Here is a 16,082-nt window from a genome sequence, read left to right as displayed (position 1 = left end):
AAACATCCGCAACGGCGCCGAGAACTTCGCGAACAGCGGACCGCTGGGCGACGGCAGCTCCTCCCTTCCGGGTACGGACGCGGCGCCCCAGTCGGCGGCGGACGAATCCGGCGGGCCGACGTCGGACTCCCCGACCTCCGACTCGGACTCCTCGAACTCCGACTCGTCGAACAACGACGGACCCAGCGTCAGCAGCACGGTCTCGGCGGACATCGGCAACGACGGCCCCTCCGGCCCGGACCTCGGCGACTCCCCCAGCTCGGACTCGCCGCCGCGCAACTCCGACGGACCGTCGCTCGGGGACTTCAACGACGACTCGGGCTCCGACAACTCGCCGTCGAACACCCCCTCGTCCAACTCCGACAGCGGCAGCACGTCGTCGCCGAACGGCGGGAACTCCAACCCGGGCGGCATCACCTCGCCCAACCCGACGTCCGCGCCCAGCCCCTCCCCGTCCAGCACCACGCCGTCCACCAGCGACGGCAACGGGATCGGCACACAGGTCGACAGCCTCGCGGCGTCCGCGCCGACGGTCACCAACTCGGCGCCGCCGCCCACGAGTTCGGACAGCTCGCCGCCGCGCGGGGACGGCAACCACGCCATGCCGACGTCGCCGAACTCGCCGTCCCAGAACGACCCGGGCCCCCGCAACAACCCGTCCAACCAGGGCGGTTCGAACTCCGGCGGCGGTACGGCGACGAGTCCGAACCCGTCGTCCTCGGCGCCGCCGCGCAACAACCCGTCGGGGACGCCCGGCACGTCCCCCGGCGGCCCGCCGCCGTCGTCCCCGAGCCCCTCGAACCCCGGGCCCGCCTCGACCCCGCGGCCGAACCCGGGCGACGGTGCGGGCAGCACACCGGGCGGGCGGCCCTCCGTACCGCAGCAGGGCGGGCCGGTGCACGTGGCGCCGAGCCCGTCGAACCCGCACCACTCCCCCGGCAACACTCCGGGCAACACCCCGGGCAACCCGGGCAACCCGGGCACGCCGAACACCCCGGGCCAGCAGTCCGCGCCGAACACGCCGCCGCAGACCCCGGCGAACAACCCGCCGCAGCAGGCCACCCCGGTCCCGGTCGCGGTGCACACGGTGACGACGACGCCCGCGCCCGCCCCGCAGCCCACCCCGGACAACGCCAACCAGCAGCCCGGCGCCAACAACAACGACGGCAGCAACAAGGACGACGACTCCAAGTCCGAGCCCACGCCCGCCTCGTCGACCCGCGACAACACCCCGCCCGGCGGCGTCAACGACCCGTCGCGCGCCGAGCAGAACGCGCTGGAGAACTCCGTCCCGCGGGACGAGAACGGCGACCCGACGCGTCCGCCGAACCCGAACGACGGCGACTGGGTCGAGCGCATCAACGGCGACGGCCGGGACGCCCCGGGCCGCAGCAACAACTGCGTCGACACCGCGCTGTCCACCGTCGACACGTACGCGGGCAACCCCACCGCCGCCGGCGCCCGCACACCCGACCTGGACGCGGACGGCAACCCGTCCGACCGCGGCGAGCGCGGCGGCCGCGACCGCATCGAGAACACGCTCGGCGCCCGCTTCAGCGACATGGGCAACGGCCGGGACGCGTACAACCGCCTGGAGAACACCCTCCGCAACAGCGGCCACGGCTCCCAGGCCGTGATCATCACGCAGGACGCCAACGGCCGCGCCCATGCGTGGAACGCCGTCAACCACAACGGCAAGATCACGTACATCGACGCCCAGACGGGCCAGCGCAGCCCGCATCCGCTGCACAGCGGGAAGAACGGCGTGTTCGCGATTCCGCTGGACTCGGACCGTCGAGCGATCCCCGCCGGCGGCGACGCCCGGGGGTCCAACTCGGGCCAGCGGGGGAACACTTCGAGCACGCCGGCCGAAGGGGCCGGCCGCCCGCCTGAGAACGACCCCGCGCGGACGGACCGGCGCGCTCCGGACGAGCCGGCCGGCCAGTCATCCGAGACCCAAGACCCCCATGACAGTTGGAAGGACGAGGGGGACGGCGAGGGCACCAAGGACTCCGGCCAAAGTCCGCCCCCTCAAGGTTCGACCCCGTACGACCAGCAGCAGTCAGCCGACCACCAGCACTACGGCGTCCTCGGCGACCCGGCGCAACAAGGTCTGCGTGACCGAGACGTACGACAGATTGATCTGGATCCGGTCTACGACTTCCTGGACGACCTGGCGAACAACAACAACGACCGGATGCGCGAGCTCCTCCAGGGCAACGAGGACGGCCGCCCCTGGCCCCGCGACGCCTTCGCTGCCCTTCCCGGATTCGAGGACTTGAGCCGAGGCCAACAGCTTGCGGCTGTCGGTGCCCTCGCACGCCTGAGCAACGACTTCCACAGGAACCAGGGTGTGGGCTCAAGCCCGCATCCACGTGCCGGCGACGAGTCCGCGTACGAATGGTCTGAAGACACCGAGCGTGAAGCCCACCGCAAACGTGACATCAGACGCCAACAGAACTTCCCAGGAGTTGAGAATATCGACGACTCCCGGGGGGCCCAGGTGCACGCGAATGCCAAGAGAGATTTCTCGGAGATCGAGGGGTCGAACAACAAGAGCAGCTCCCCCGCAGAGCGCACACGTCACCACCTGGATGAAACCTACGGCGAGAGCGTTGCACAGCAGGTGGCCGAATCCACCCGGGACCTGAAGCCGAACTTCACGGGACGTAATTTCGCAGTGATCGAGGTGGTCGATCCGCACAACGGCGAAAGGCATTACGTCGCCGACAGTTCCTTCAGTCACGCCGGCCCGAGGCCTGACCACTCCGAGCCCCACCTGGGCGGGTGGATGGAGCGCCTGAACGAGGATCGCGCCAGCGAGGGCAAGAAACCGTTCGACATTGTGCACATGTACACGGAGCGGGAGCCTTGCGGCGATCCTTCGAATTCCCCAGGACACGCAGACTGCTCTGGCTACATCACGTCCTATCTACCGGAAAACATGCGGGTGGACTATGGCTTCGGGTACCGCAAAGGCGAGCAGGTCGGTGAATTCAATGATCCCCGCGAGGGCGTCACAACACCGCGGCAGGCCATGGAAGCGGATGCCCAGCACCACCTGAATCGGCTCTCCGATATCCTCAAGGCTTACGCCTTCCCAACCCCCACTTCAGCCTCCGCCGGGCAGTAGGAACGAACGAACCCATGAACGCTGCACCTCCGCCGCCGGATGAGGTCACCCCAGAGCTGGCCCTCGACCGTGCCCTGTGGTGGGTCGATCGGCCGCGGGACCACAGCGCTTGGCTGTGGTTCGGCGGCGGTGCTGCCGGCGGGAAAACGGCTCTGCTGCGCCAGATCAGTGTGCGAGTCCCCGAGGCCGTGTTCGTCGACTGCGGCGGACGCACCGCTGAAGAGATCGCCCGAGAAACCACGGCGGCCCTCGGCATCGACGCACCGAATTCGTTCGACAGGAACTTCGCGGAGTCGGTCGGGAAGCTCACCGGAGCTCCGGTGGTGATCTTGGCAAACACGCAGTGGGCCGGAAGCCTGCGCACTGGTCACGAGCCACAGCGTGTACTCGACGCTGTCGTGCGTCCCCTGATCAAGAACCATCGGCGTGGCACTCGGATGCGACTGCTGGTGGAAGTGGCGGACGCATCTGCAGCCGTGACCGAGTTGGGCGGTCGGCACCTGATTCTCCGCCCGAACGGCGCCGACATGTCCACCGCAGCGGAACCCCCCTCTCGTTCCGTCCCGCCCGGGGATCACCGGGACACCTGCCTTCGTGCTCTTGCCCTGGCGGAACACGCCTTTGTGCCTCTCGAGGCCTGGGCTCTGCTGTGTGCAGGACTCGGGCTCCGTGCCAGCACTGAGGAATTGGCGCTGCTCCTCGACCGCGAGAGCGGGTCGGAGCCCGATTCCATCGGGTTGCTGCTCCGCACCGACACCCCACAGGGCACAGCTCTCGCGTCATTCCGGCACCCGTCCACGGCCAGTCGATGGCGAGCGTCCGTACCTCCCGCGACCGCCTCGGACTGCCACCGTCACGTCATCGAGGAAATCCGCGCCGCCGACCCGGTCCCCTCGCTCGAGTGGTACGTGCATCGCGCCCTGGCCGGACACTGTGCTGCGGTGGGCACCTTCGACCAACTCCTCGCTGAGCCCGAGCTGTTGGCTCGCGTCAGCCATGTCTCGCTGTTCGAGGCGTTCGAGGCTGTGTACGCGAACACTCCCGTACCTCAGGGCACTCTCGCAGCCACCCTCCACTATGTCGCCCTGCGAGGCGTCTGGCCGTCGTCGCATGACGAGTGGCTGGCGCTCCTTCATCTGAGCCTGTTGGAACGCGGCCCGTCCGACGCCCCGAATGCCGCGCGGCTCCTTGCAGCCCAACCATCCGCGTCCCTCCCCTGGCAGGCCACATGGGCGAGTGGTGTGGCGCCAGGCATGTTCCACACGGGAGCGCTGGTGAAACGGCCCGTCATCCGCACCCTCGACGTGGCGCACACGACGGCCGGCACGATCGTGACGGCCTCCAGCCGCAGCAGGCTCGTGGGCGCGTGGGACTTCGTCACTGGGGAGCCTTGCTCCTCGCCCGACGTACCGGCCACAGACGACGTGCCTCCGGCGTCCGACGCCGTCACCGAGCCCGAAATCGTCGTCGCGGATCAAGGGGCACACGGGTGGCGGCCCGCGGGTGCTGCCGACGGGCCGGTGGACCTTCCTCGTATGCCTCGTCATGTACGCCGTGCGGTGCGTGTGGGCGATCACGTCGCGATGGCTTCGAGCGACGGGGTGTTCGGCATGACCGTCTCCCCGAACACGTCCACTCCCCCCTCCCCGACCGGGCTGCTCAAGCGACTGATCCGTACCGGCACCCAGGTGGCCACCACACCACTGCCAAGGGCTGCCCTGGACCCCACACGCTCATGGCTTGCTGCTGTCTGGGGAGACGAAGCAATCGCACGTGTGCCCGAGGTTGAGCTTCCTTCTGGTATCTCGGATGCCGACGCGCGCCGCTTCCTCATCGATGTCGGGCTGCCTTGCGTCTCCGGTTTCCTGGAGATCGACACCATCGATCTCAGTCGGGTACCGCTGATTCCCGGCGATCCGGCCGACTCCTCGGTTGGCCCCAGAACTGCAGCGGGCGCCGGCCCGTATTACGTACTAGGCACCTGGCAGGGCGCCCCACTGTTCCTCGACGGGAGTGGGGGGAGGGTAGAGCTCGGCGGATCGGCATGGGCCGATGACCGGCTAGCGGGTAGTAGCCTGCGGCAGTTCGTAGCCATGATGCGGCTCTATTACTGGTGGTACGCGTCCGACTGGCCCATCGAGGACACAGAAGTCGACCTCCGCCACTGGCTCTGCAGCCTCGACAGTCTGGCATTCAATGCGCCGAGTTGGCAGCGGGTGTTCGAGGACTACAACTTCACCGATCGAGTCTGACGACTGTAGGCGGGCCGAGGGGCCACCTCGCGTCCACTCGGCAGCGGGACAGGATCGAGGGCGCCTGTTGGGTGTCACTGAGGGTAAAGGACAGAGGGATGAACGGCACCACCGACGACTACACCCCGCACCCCTTGACCAGCGGGCACTCAGCTGTGCTTCGGGCTCTCGCCGCATGGCACATGGATTGGCCTGGCACACCGCGCGTCGTCGTGTTGACCGGTAGTCCGGGCAGCGGGTGCACCCGGATCCTCACCGCCTTTCTCATGCTGTGTGACAAGGAGTTCCGCCGGCAGCTCCCGCTCTCCGACATGGATCCCGCGATCGTGCCACCGGAGCAGTCGCCGCCTGTAGTGCCCGCGCCGGCAGGGCGCACTGCCAGTCAGGTCTTGTGGCTACTCGCCGATCACTGCGGTCTGCGCTCCACGCGTGAGCAGGAGATTTTCACCGAGATCGCAGCCTTGAGCAGCCCGGTGTCGGTTGTGGTCCCGGACGTGGACCGTGCTGGTGCAGTACGTACGGGAGATGAGCCGATGAGGCTGGTCTCCGACGTGTTGAAGCCGCTCGCCGCGATCGAAACGGTGCGCCTCCTCGTCGACGTTCCTAAGACTCTGGCGTCGGAGCTGGTGGAAGGCCTTCCTCCAGGCACCGTGCAGGTCATCGACCTCAACGAGCCCGAGTGGGCCGACCCGCAGAGCATTGCCGGCCATGCCCGAACGGCCTTGGGCGCCGGTGATGAAGCCGATGGCACGGACCAAGCGCGGGCGGCCCTGGCTCAAGCCATCGCTCGTAAGGCGGGCACGAATCACCTGGTCGTAGAACTCGTCGCGCGGAGCCTCAGCACCACACCTGCTGAGGCAGACAGCCTCGACGGCTCTGACCTGCCGGCGACTATCGGCGAGTTCATCGATTGGCACGCCCGGCGTGTGGGGATCGAGCCGCAGACCTTGCGACGCATACTCACCCCAATCGCCCTGGCCGAAGGAGAAGGACTTCCGGCCGCGCTCTGGGGCCCGCTCTCCAGCGCGCTCACGGAGGCGGAGCCGAGCACGCTCTCCGATGCGGCACTCTTGGCCGGGCCTCTCCTTCACATAGTGGAACAGGAGTCGGGCACCCCTCTGCTCAGGCTCCTCCACCCGGCGCTCGGCGAGGAGATCCGCGCAGGCATACCACTGCGCTCGACACAGGCAAAGACAGCCATGGCCCTCCTGCGGGCTGTGCCTGAGCAGGACTGGAGCCGCGCAGACCGGTACGTCCGTGATCACGTCGCGAGCCACGCGCTGGCGGCAGGCCAACTCCCACAACTCCTCACGGATCCGGGGCTTTTCGTTCACGCCGACCCCGTTCCGCTTCGCGCTGCCGTCGAGGCGGTTCCGGTCGAGAGCTTGAACGCACCCGCGCGTACGTACCGGAGAATCGCACCGCTGCTGACCCGCATCCAGGCAGATGCAGGGCTGCGTGCCGCACTCCTTGAGACTGCGTTCGTGGTGGACGACCTGCCTCAGTACGCCGAGGCCGTGCACAAGCTAGGCCTGAAGCTTCCTTGGCGGACCCTGTGGAGCCTGCCTGTACAGGGCATCCGATCCGTCACCGCCGGGGTGCACTCCGATGCCGAGGGGGGTTCAACTCCGGTCGCCGTACTCGCTGTTCCTGGGGGAACTCCAGGTTCGCAACGATTGGACGCAGACAACACCAGCGGGGACCTCGAGGTCGTGATCCGGTCCTTGGCCCTGGCTCCGCAAGACGACAGCGTCTTCGACCCCTCCAAGATTCGGCTCCGCTCCGAGGACGAACGGCAGTCGGCTCCACTCGCCCTTAGTCACGGAGGCGACTTCGTGCGTGTCTGGGACCGCCGAACCGAGGAGATCGCCGCAGCGTTGGTATCCGACACGCCCTTCACCAGTGTCGATCTGTCCCCTGAAGGCGTCCTCGTCGTCGCCACTGAGAAGGGCGCCACAGCGCTGCACGTTGTGAGCCCAGGTCACAACCCCTCGCCCCTGTGACCCATCGCCCACCACTTAGACCGCCGGGAAGCAGCACGTTGAAGGAGTCATCTTGACCACGCAGGAGCAGGCACTCACCATTGCCGACCATTGGCTCAACCCCAGCGGCGCCCAGCAACCGCGCCGTGAAGTCAAGATGCACGAGTTCGACCTCGGCTGGGTGGTGTGGGCCGCGCCCGCGGCGCTGGAGCGCGATCCGGAGACGGGCGAGCGCCGGCCGCCGGCCGAGCTCGGTGATGCCTGTGGCGTCGTCGACCGGCGTACGGGCGAGTTGACCATCTGGCCGTCCGTGCCCGTGGACGAGGTGGTGCGGATGTACCGCCAGAAGCACGGCGGTGACGGCTCCACCGGCAGCGGCCGTCCTGCCACCGGCCCGGGCAACACCTGCGTGGTCACCTACTCCGACGCGGCCGCGAACGACGAGATCACTCTCTTCCGGACCTCCGCTCCCGGGCAGCCGCCCGCCGAGTACCAGGCGTGGGCGGAACTGCGACGCCTGGGCGTCGCGCCGGAGAACGTCGTCGCCGTCCACACCGACCTCCGCCCGAGTCTCCTCCCAGGCGGCTACACGGCCGAGCTCCTCAACACCTTCCGCAACGCGGAGCTCTCCACCTCGCATCCGTACGGCGCCCGCCCCGAGGTCCGCGCCGAAGGGATCGCCGGCCTCGTCGAGCAGGTCGAGCAGACGCACCGCATGGCCGGCCAGCAGCCCCCGCCGCGCCCGCACCGAGTCCCCGTCCCGACGCAGGTGACGCCCGCCGTCCCGCTGTCCGACCAGGCGCTCGGCGAGCACCTGGTCGCCGTCTTCGGCCACGACGGCGTACGCCGCTACGCGCCCGAGGCCATAGCCGAGAGCCGGCTGCCCGACACCGCGAAGGCCACGCTCGCCGAGGCCGGGCTGCCCGCGGACCTGCCGCTCTTCTTCACGGCGGACAACCCCGAGGCGCCGTCCGCGGGCGGCCTGTTCACCGACGTGCCGACGAATCTGCGGGAGCGCCGCAGCCCGGCCGGCGAGGAGAAGCTCGCGGTACTCGGGCATCTGATCCGGATCGGCTTCGACGGTGTCGCGGTGATCGCTGTCCAGTGCCTGCCCGGCTCCACCGAGCCGAACGGCCTCGGCGCGATCTGGGCCATCGACCCGGTCACGGCGGACGCGCGTTACGTCAACATCTCCCTGTCCGCGTACGCCCGTTCCCTCGCCCTGCTCGCCGAGACCCGGCAGCGGATGGTGGGGATGGACCCGTACGAGGCGGGCGCGGCGGTCGCCGAGCTGCAGGAACAGCTGGCGGCCTTCGACGCGACCGCGCAGGCCAATCCGGAGACGTGGTGGTCGTTGATCGTCGAGCAGATGTGGCACGGGTTGTTCTGAGGTCCGCCCAGTCCGAGGTGGCAGCAGCGGTAGTCGGGGAGGGATGTGCGGTCATGCATCCACAGCTCGGTGAGGGCGAAGCCGCGCAGCAGCTTCTCTCCTGGCTGCGGAACCCCGAACCACGCCACGGGTATCTGTTCGTGGGCGGCCCGTCCGGGGCGGGGAAGAGCGCGTTGCTGCGTGAGGCCGCCGTGGACATGCCGGAAGCGGTGCTCGTCGATGCCGCCGGTCTGTCGTCCGAGGAGGTCGTCGACCGGGTCATGCGTGCCCTCGGTGTGTCCTACGGGGACTACCGGAGCGTGCAGTTCCTGTCCGACGACCTCGCCGAGGAGAGCCCGAGCCACTCGGTCGTCCTGGTCACCAACACCCAGTGGGCCGGGCAGACCCGGTCGACGGCGGAACCCGCACATCTGGTGAGCCTGCTCGCGGGCGTCTTCGGTGTCGATCACCGGTCGACGGGGGTGCGGTTCGTCATCGAGGTCGACGGTGACGTGGCCGCGGTGGATCTGCGGGGGCAGCGCCCGATCGCCCTCGCGCCGGGTACGGGACGGGCGAGCCAGACGATCGACTCGCTGACCGGCCGACACCGCACCGCTCTCCTCGCGCTGGCCCTCGCCGAGGTGCGGGCGCTGCGCCTGGAGGAGTGGGGTGCGCTGTGCGCGGTCCTCGGGGCGGAATCGCGCGGTCCTGAACTTCGCGCGCTGGCAGAGGAGTTGTCAGGCCTCGTCACCCTTGGGCTTGAGTCCGAGCCTGACCCCGGGCCGGAAGGACCCGACGGCCGGGCCGAGCCGGAGGGCCAGACCGCCCCGCGCGTACGCCTCACCCGCGAGTCCGATGCCCGGGCCCTGCGGGAGTCGCTTCCCGCAACGGAGTCGCGGTCCTTCCAGAACGCCGTGGTGGACGCGTTGCTCGCGGGCGATGAACCGCCGCCGTCGTACGCCGCGCGCGCCCTGCCGGCGCACGCGGCCGTGGCGGGACGCCTTGAGGAGCTGCTCGGCACGCCCCGCGCACTCGCCAAGTGCCGTCACAGCGCGCTGATCGAGGCCCTGCCGGTCGCCTTCCCCGACGGAGTCCCCGAGGGGACGTACGCGGCGGAGTTGCACTACGTCGACGCGCTCGGCCTCGCGCCGTCCTCGCACGCCGAGTGGCTGTCGATCCTGCACCTGCTGGCGCTGAGCCGAGGCGAGGAGGGGCGAGCCGACGCCCTGATCGCGGACGCCGGGCCGCTCCCCTGGCGGACCGTGTGGACCCACTGGCGCGCGCCCGGGGCCCTGCACCGGCCCGGGCCGCCCGTGGGACCCGTCGAGTTCGTACAGGCGGACACCTCGGGTGCGTACGTGACCAGCGTCGACGAGAGCGGCGACGAGCTGACCTGGCGGGCCTCCACGGGCGAGCTCGTCCGACCGAAGGGGTTTGCGGGTCCGACCGGGCAGGAGGCCGACGCCGATGCCGACGCCGATGCCGCTGAGGACACCGCCGACGACAGCACGTCCGCCGAGGCTCAGGGGCTCGCCGAGCCCTCCTGGACCGTAGAGCCGTCCTGGAACGTGGCCCGCCTCGAAGCCGCAGACACCGAGCCCACCGGCACCGGCCCCACCGGCACCGGGTCCTCCACCGAGAGCGTGCCCCCTCACCCCTTCACACCCCCTCGTACGATCCAGGCCCCCAACCTTGAAGACGCCGTCGGTGTCGCCGGGCTCGTGGTCCTCGGCGGCCCGCGGGGGCTCTACGCCGTCGAGCCGGGCGTGGGGCGCACGGAAGCCGAACCGCTCCCGGCCGTCGGCCCGCGCTGCAAGGTCACGCCACGCCCCTACGACCAGGAGGCCTGCCGGCCCACCCGGGAACGGCTGCTCGGCGTGTTCAGCGAGGGCACCGTCCCGACCCTGCCCGCCGACCGGCTGCCCGAGGGCCTGACGCACGAGCCGACCCGCCGCTTCCTCACCGAGGCCGGCCTCCCCGCCGTGGCCGGCTTCTACAGCCTCGACACCCGCGACCTCCGCACGACCGGCCTCGTCGAGCAACTCCCGGAGAACGGCACGGAGTTCACGCCTCCGCTCGCGGACGGCGCACTGTACGAGCTGGGCACCTGGCTCGGCGGCACCCTGCTGCTCGACGGGGCGACCGGTCGCGTACTGCGCCAGTCCCGGCCCGGCGCCGTCGACGAGGACGAACCCGGCGACCCTCTGGCCGGCTCCTCGCTCGCGTCGTTCGTGGCGATGGTGTGCCTGCAGTGGGAGTACATGCTCGCGTACGCCACCTCCGGCGGCCTCGACAGCGCCGATCTCCTCGCCGAACTCACCGCATGGCTCTCCGCCCTCGACCCGGCCGCGGCGGCCGGCCGCAACTGGGGGCACGTACTGGAACCCGAGAACTGGCACACGTTGTAAGCCCCAAGCGACCGCGGCCGCACCCGGAGAAAGCCAGTAACTAGGCTGCGTTCCCATGCCAGATGCAGATGCCGCCGCTTCACTCACACAAGACCTCTTCGCAGACCTCTCCGCCACGAATCGCTCCACGCGCGAGGGCGCAGAAGACGCGCTCGTCGCCCTCGGCGTCGAGGCCGTCGACCATGTGCTGCCGTACGTGCGCGAGGGTCGGCCGGCAGGGCTCGGCGACGCAGAGGGTGTGCTGCGACGGCTGGGCGCCGTGGCAAAGGGGCGACTCAGGGAGATACGGCGCCGAGTCCCTGGTCGACTGCGCCGTAAGGCTCTCGTGGCCTTGGCCGCACTCGGTGGCGGGGAGGGCATCGAGGGCGCCGACCTCCGCGCGCTGGAGCGCCTCGTACGGATACGGCTTCTTGAGGAAGGTGCCGTGCGGCTGCCGGCGGAGGCCGGGCGCTGGCTCGCCTTCCCCGCGGACCGGTTCGACGACGCCGTGTCCGCCCTGGGGCTGCACGACCTGCGTCCCGCCACGACGGTGACGGGTGCGGCCGCCGCGACCGGGTTCCCGGACCGGGTCGAGGTCCCGAACTCGGCGGACTCGCGGCGGTCGACGGCCTACCGGGTGTTCGTCACGCCCGAGTTGACGAGCCGGCGCCGGACGCTGCCCATCAGGAACTGGCGGCTCCTGTGGGGCAACTCGTTCATCGACGAGTTGAGCGGTTTTACGCTCGCCGACCGACTCAGCCGGGAGTGCGGTGAGGCGCACTTCTACAGCGCCGACCCGTACAACCAGGCCGAATGCTGGTACGTCTCCCGCGCCGGGCGCCTCGTACGCAGCTACGGGACGTACGCGGACCCGCAGTTCGCGGGCGAGCCGCTGCACTTCGAGGTCGCGTACCGCAACAACGCGGCGACGCCTCGGGAGGCCGCGGAATACGCCGACGGCTGCCCGTACGCGAGCACCGCCGCCCGTAACCTCTCCGTCCAGTGCGACTTCGTCCCCGACATCCGCACACAGGGCCACGGTTGGCTGGCCAACACGCACCCTGAGGTTCCTACGTTCCGGTTTTCGGGGGCGCTGCCGGTCTGAGGTGGCGCCGGTCCGACGCCGACCGCCCGGATAACCGTTTGTGGCCCACCCCCTGACCTGGGAGCATCCGCCGATGCAGTCACGAGTGGTCGGGATACCCGAGGTGGACGGCACCGAGCAGGTGGCCGTGGTGATCGATGTGATGCGGGCCTTCACCACCGCCGCTTGGGCCTTCCATCGCGGCGCCGAGCGGATCGTGCTCGCCGCCGACGAGGGTGAGGCGTTGAAGATCAAGGCGGCCCACCCGGGCTGGCTCGCGCTGAAGGACGGCGCGTTGGTCGACGGCTTCGATCTCGTCAACTCCCCAGCTCTGCTGCGAAATTCGGACCTCGCCGGTCGTACGGTCGTCCAGAAGACCACCGCCGGCACGGTCGGCGCGCTGGCCGTCGCCCACGCCGAGCTGGTCCTGTGCGCGAGCTTCGCCGTGGCCGGGGCGACGGTGCGGGCGTTGACGGAGGCGGGGGTCGGGGCGGCTGCGAGTGCGACGCCCGTGACGTACGTCGCCACGGGTGAGGGTGGCCGCGCCGCGGAGGATCTGGCCTGCGCCGCGTACCTCGACCAACGCCTCGCCGACGGCGAGCACCCCGACCCCGCCCCCTACGTCCACCGCGCCCGCACCTCCCCCGCCGCCGACGACCTGCGCACCGGCCACCGCCTCGGGTCCCACCCCGACGACGTCGAACTCTGCGTGGAGGTCGACCGGTTCGACTTCGCGATGCGGATGGAGAGGGAGGAGACGGGGCTGCCGGTGCTGCGGGCGGTGCGGGATACGCGGGAGGTACGGGCTGCGCGGGCGGTGCGCTGACGTGACGGGAGGCGGCCTAGGCTGCCCCCATGCCGCCCACAGACCCCGACGTCGAACTCGGCCTCCCCTCCGAGGCCGGGCGTTGGCTCGCGTTCCCCGCCGAGCGGCTCGACGACGCGGTCGCCGCGCTCGGCCTGCACGATCTGCGGCCCGTCGCCACCGCCGCGGGACTGGCCGCCGTCACCGACGAGACCTCGGACAGTGAGGCGCACTTCTACGCCCTCGACCCGTACAACGCCTTCGAAGCCTGGCGCGTGGCCTGCGACGGCGCTCTCGTACGCAGCTACGGCACCTACGACGACCCGGAGTTCGCGGGAGAGCCGCAGCCCTTCGAGTGCCCGAGGCGCTCGTGGCCGCCGACCACCTCTCCGTCGAGCCCGGCCCCCATGCCCGCCGACCTCAACCACGGCCACGGCTACCTCGCGCCACCCACCCCGTTGACCCCAACTCCCCCTCCCCCGGAGCCCTGCCGACCGCATGAGCCGACACCACGCCGCCCCCACCACGCCCGCCGCGCCCGCCACCCCCGACCAGGCGTTCGCCGAGTTGCAGACCTGGCTGGACGTGCGGCAAAGCGGAGTCGCGGAGTTGACCGGGCCCGCCGGGTCCGGCCGGACGGGGACGCTGCGGCGCGTGCACGAGGCCTCCCCCGGCTCGCTGTTCATCGACGCGACCGGCTTGACCTGCGAGGACATCGTCGGGCAGGTCATGGCGGCGGCGGGCGCGGCCGGGTTCGCCGACGCCGACTGGTTCGGGCGGCGGCGGTCGGACTGGGGCGAGGCGCTCCGCGGCTCCCCCTTGCGCGGCGGGCTCGTCGTCATCGCCAACGCCCAACGCGCGGGCCGTACGCGCCGATCCGAGGAACCGGACCGGATGGTGCACCGATTCAGCACCGAGCTGGCCTTCGCCGGGGATGTGAAGGTGCTGGTCGAGCGGGACCTGCCCGACGTCAGGCGCAGGCACGACCACCTCGTGGTCACCCTCCGCCCGGCAGACGGCACGCGCCCAGCTCCCGCTCTCCTCCCCTCGCCCGAATCAGGTGCCGCCGACGCCCTGTTGGCCCTGTCGTTGGCCGAGCCCCGCCTCGTACCGGTCGAGGTGTGGCGGGAGCTGCGGCGGTCGGTGTCCGCGTACACGGGCCGGCCGGCCCAAAACGACGACGACTCGCTCACGGCGTACGTCGAGAACGACACCCGGGCCGGCACCCCTGGCTGCACCGGCTCCACCGGCTGCGTCCGTTTCCGGGACGAATCCCTCGCCGTGGCCCTGCGCGACACCGCCGACCCCGGACTCGCACGCGCCGTGAACCGGGAACTCGTGGCCTGGCTGCGCCGTACCCACGAGGCGGGTACGGGCACGGCCGCCACGGCCCGGTATCTGTCGCAGGGCCTGGCCATGCACGCCGTGCAGGCGGGCGAGTTCGGCTCCGTGCAGCGGGCGGGGCGGCTCGTGGCGCACATCGACCAAGTCGCCCTGATCGACGCGGCGTTGGCCAACAAGGGTCTGGTGGACGAGGGCCCGGTGGACGCAAGGTCCCCCGCCGGCGACGCGATCAACCTGTGGGCCTACGGCGTCGACTCCCTCCCCCAGGACGAGTGGGCGTCCTGGCTCCACCTGATGAGCACCGCCCGCGGCGACAACGCCACCGCTGCCGACATCGCCGCATCGGGTCGCCGCCTGCCGTGGCGGGTGCGCTGGTCGAGGTGGCGCCCGCCGGGTGCGGTGGGCGTGGAGTACGTACGTCCCGGCCCGCTGGCCGAGCCGTCGCTCGCGCCCGCCGACTACCTGCCGGGCCGGTACGCCGTGTCCGCCTCCGGCGAGTGGGACCACCGCACCCGCGTCTGGGATGCGGAGACGGGCGAGGACCTGGCCGGGCCTTGGCCGGACGAGGAGCAGGACGAGCACCAGGAGAAGGGGCAGGAGGAGAGCCAGGGTCGCGGCGAGGACCGGGCCGGGGCCGGACGCCCGCCCCTCCCGGCCCCCGGTCAGCGCGAGCCGCTGTGGCTCCCGGACGACGAGCGGGACCTCACGCCCGCCTGGGTCGACCTGACCGTGTACGAGGCACTGGAGGCGCCCTTCCTCTCCGGCCAGGTGGCGGTGGGCGACGTCGTGGTCGTGACGGGGCTCGGCGGCGTTTTCGCGGTCGATGCCTTCGCGATCGACGCGGGCGAAGGGGCAAACCGCGCGCCCTCCGGCCTCGCCGAGGTCCACGGCGAGCCGATGTGGGACGACCACACACGCCACCCGATCCCGCACTGGCGAACGCTCGCCCCGCCCTCCCCCGACCCGTACGCGGACGGCCTCTTCGAACCCTCCGTCGTACGCAAACTCCCCGCCGCCCGCCTCCCCGAGGGCGTGACGAACCCCGAGGCGCGCCGTTTCCTCACCGAGACGGGCCTGCCCGCCGTCACCTGCGCCGAGATGCAGCTACTCCCCCTGGACGAGAGGGAGTTGACCGAGCCGTCCCCGGACTCCCTCCCGGACGACACACCTCCCGGGACCTACGTCACCCTCGGCACCTGGGTCACCAGTGACATCGTCCTGCACGGCCCCACCGGCCAGGTCCACCTGCTGAACGCGGACGAGTGGGTCTCCGGCTACGAGGACGAGTTCGACGCGTACTTCGACGACGAGGAGTCGGACGAGGACGACAGCGAGGACGCCGCCGACTCCGCCCTGCTGATCGCCGTCGACCTCCCCTCCTTCGTACGCCTCCTCCACGTCTACCTGACCATCCGCTGCACCCTCGCCTCAGCCGGCCCCCGGGCCGAACGCGAGGGAATCAGATACGAGTTGGAGCACGCCCTGTCGGCCATCGACGAGGCGGGCGCGGCATCGGGCGCCTGGACGACGGGGTTCACTGAGACTGACTGAAGGGGGCGGAGGTGCACGGCGGTGCGAACGGCGCCGGTCACCGATTCGCCCCTCCCGTTTGAAGCAGCCCTGTGACACAAGCAACGGCCCGCGCTCCAAGGCGTGGTGGGTAAGGTTTGGCTGCCGCTGGCTTTGACAGGCCCTTGGTGCGACGGGGGCTTCGCGGTGGATTGTT

The 16,082-nt window shown here is 70.7% G+C and carries 8 protein-coding genes and 1 pseudogene; 8 read left to right on the top strand and 1 reads right to left on the bottom strand.

Annotation, left to right across the window (positions count from 1 at the left end; translation table 11 throughout):
- A pseudogene (locus ACIDOF_RS37050) lies at window positions 1-945 on the bottom strand (hypothetical protein); the annotation flags it as partial.
- On the opposite strand from ACIDOF_RS37050, the gene ACIDOF_RS37045 reads away from it, so the two are divergent.
- From ACIDOF_RS37045 to ACIDOF_RS37010, 8 genes are all read left to right on the top strand, one after another.
- Window positions 902-3,133, top strand: coding sequence for a toxin glutamine deamidase domain-containing protein (locus tag ACIDOF_RS37045; RefSeq protein WP_409010667.1), 2,232 nt, complete (start codon window positions 902-904; stop codon window positions 3,131-3,133). The pseudogene ACIDOF_RS37050 and the gene ACIDOF_RS37045 sit on opposite strands and share 44 nt — an antisense overlap.
- A 14-nt stretch (window positions 3,134-3,147) precedes the next feature.
- Window positions 3,148-5,385: an SUKH-4 family immunity protein gene (locus ACIDOF_RS37040; RefSeq protein ID WP_409010666.1), complete on the top strand. Its 2,238-nt coding sequence runs from the start codon at window positions 3,148-3,150 to the stop codon at window positions 5,383-5,385.
- A 98-nt stretch (window positions 5,386-5,483) separates the two neighbouring features.
- Entirely contained in the window at window positions 5,484-7,388 is a 1,905-nt protein-coding gene (locus ACIDOF_RS37035; RefSeq protein ID WP_409010665.1) for an ATP-binding protein, read from the top strand.
- A 52-nt stretch (window positions 7,389-7,440) separates the two neighbouring features.
- Window positions 7,441-8,757 (top strand): SUKH-4 family immunity protein, encoded by a 1,317-nt coding sequence (locus tag ACIDOF_RS37030; protein ID WP_409010664.1) that lies wholly within the window; start codon window positions 7,441-7,443, stop codon window positions 8,755-8,757.
- 53 nt (window positions 8,758-8,810) lie between these two features.
- Window positions 8,811-11,144 (top strand): SUKH-4 family immunity protein, encoded by a 2,334-nt coding sequence (locus ACIDOF_RS37025; protein ID WP_409010663.1) that lies wholly within the window; start codon window positions 8,811-8,813, stop codon window positions 11,142-11,144.
- Window positions 11,145-11,199: 55 nt separating this feature from the next.
- Window positions 11,200-12,228 (top strand): hypothetical protein, encoded by a 1,029-nt coding sequence (locus tag ACIDOF_RS37020; RefSeq protein WP_409010662.1) that lies wholly within the window; start codon window positions 11,200-11,202, stop codon window positions 12,226-12,228.
- Between the two features lie 73 nt (window positions 12,229-12,301).
- The gene (locus tag ACIDOF_RS37015; protein WP_409010661.1) at window positions 12,302-13,033 is read left to right on the top strand and encodes a 2-phosphosulfolactate phosphatase; all 732 of its coding nucleotides are present in this window, start codon (window positions 12,302-12,304) and stop codon (window positions 13,031-13,033) included.
- A 477-nt stretch (window positions 13,034-13,510) separates the two neighbouring features.
- Window positions 13,511-15,907 carry an SUKH-4 family immunity protein gene (locus tag ACIDOF_RS37010; protein WP_409010660.1) on the top strand — a complete coding sequence of 799 codons (2,397 nt, stop codon included), beginning with the start codon at window positions 13,511-13,513 and terminating at the stop codon, window positions 15,905-15,907.
- The last annotated feature ends 175 nt before the right edge of the window (window positions 15,908-16,082 follow it).

It is taken from the genome of Streptomyces sp. Da 82-17, assembly GCF_046098215.1.
Taxonomy (GTDB): Bacteria; Actinomycetota; Actinomycetes; order Streptomycetales; family Streptomycetaceae; genus Streptomyces.
This window is presented reverse-complemented; position numbering and strand designations above follow the sequence as displayed.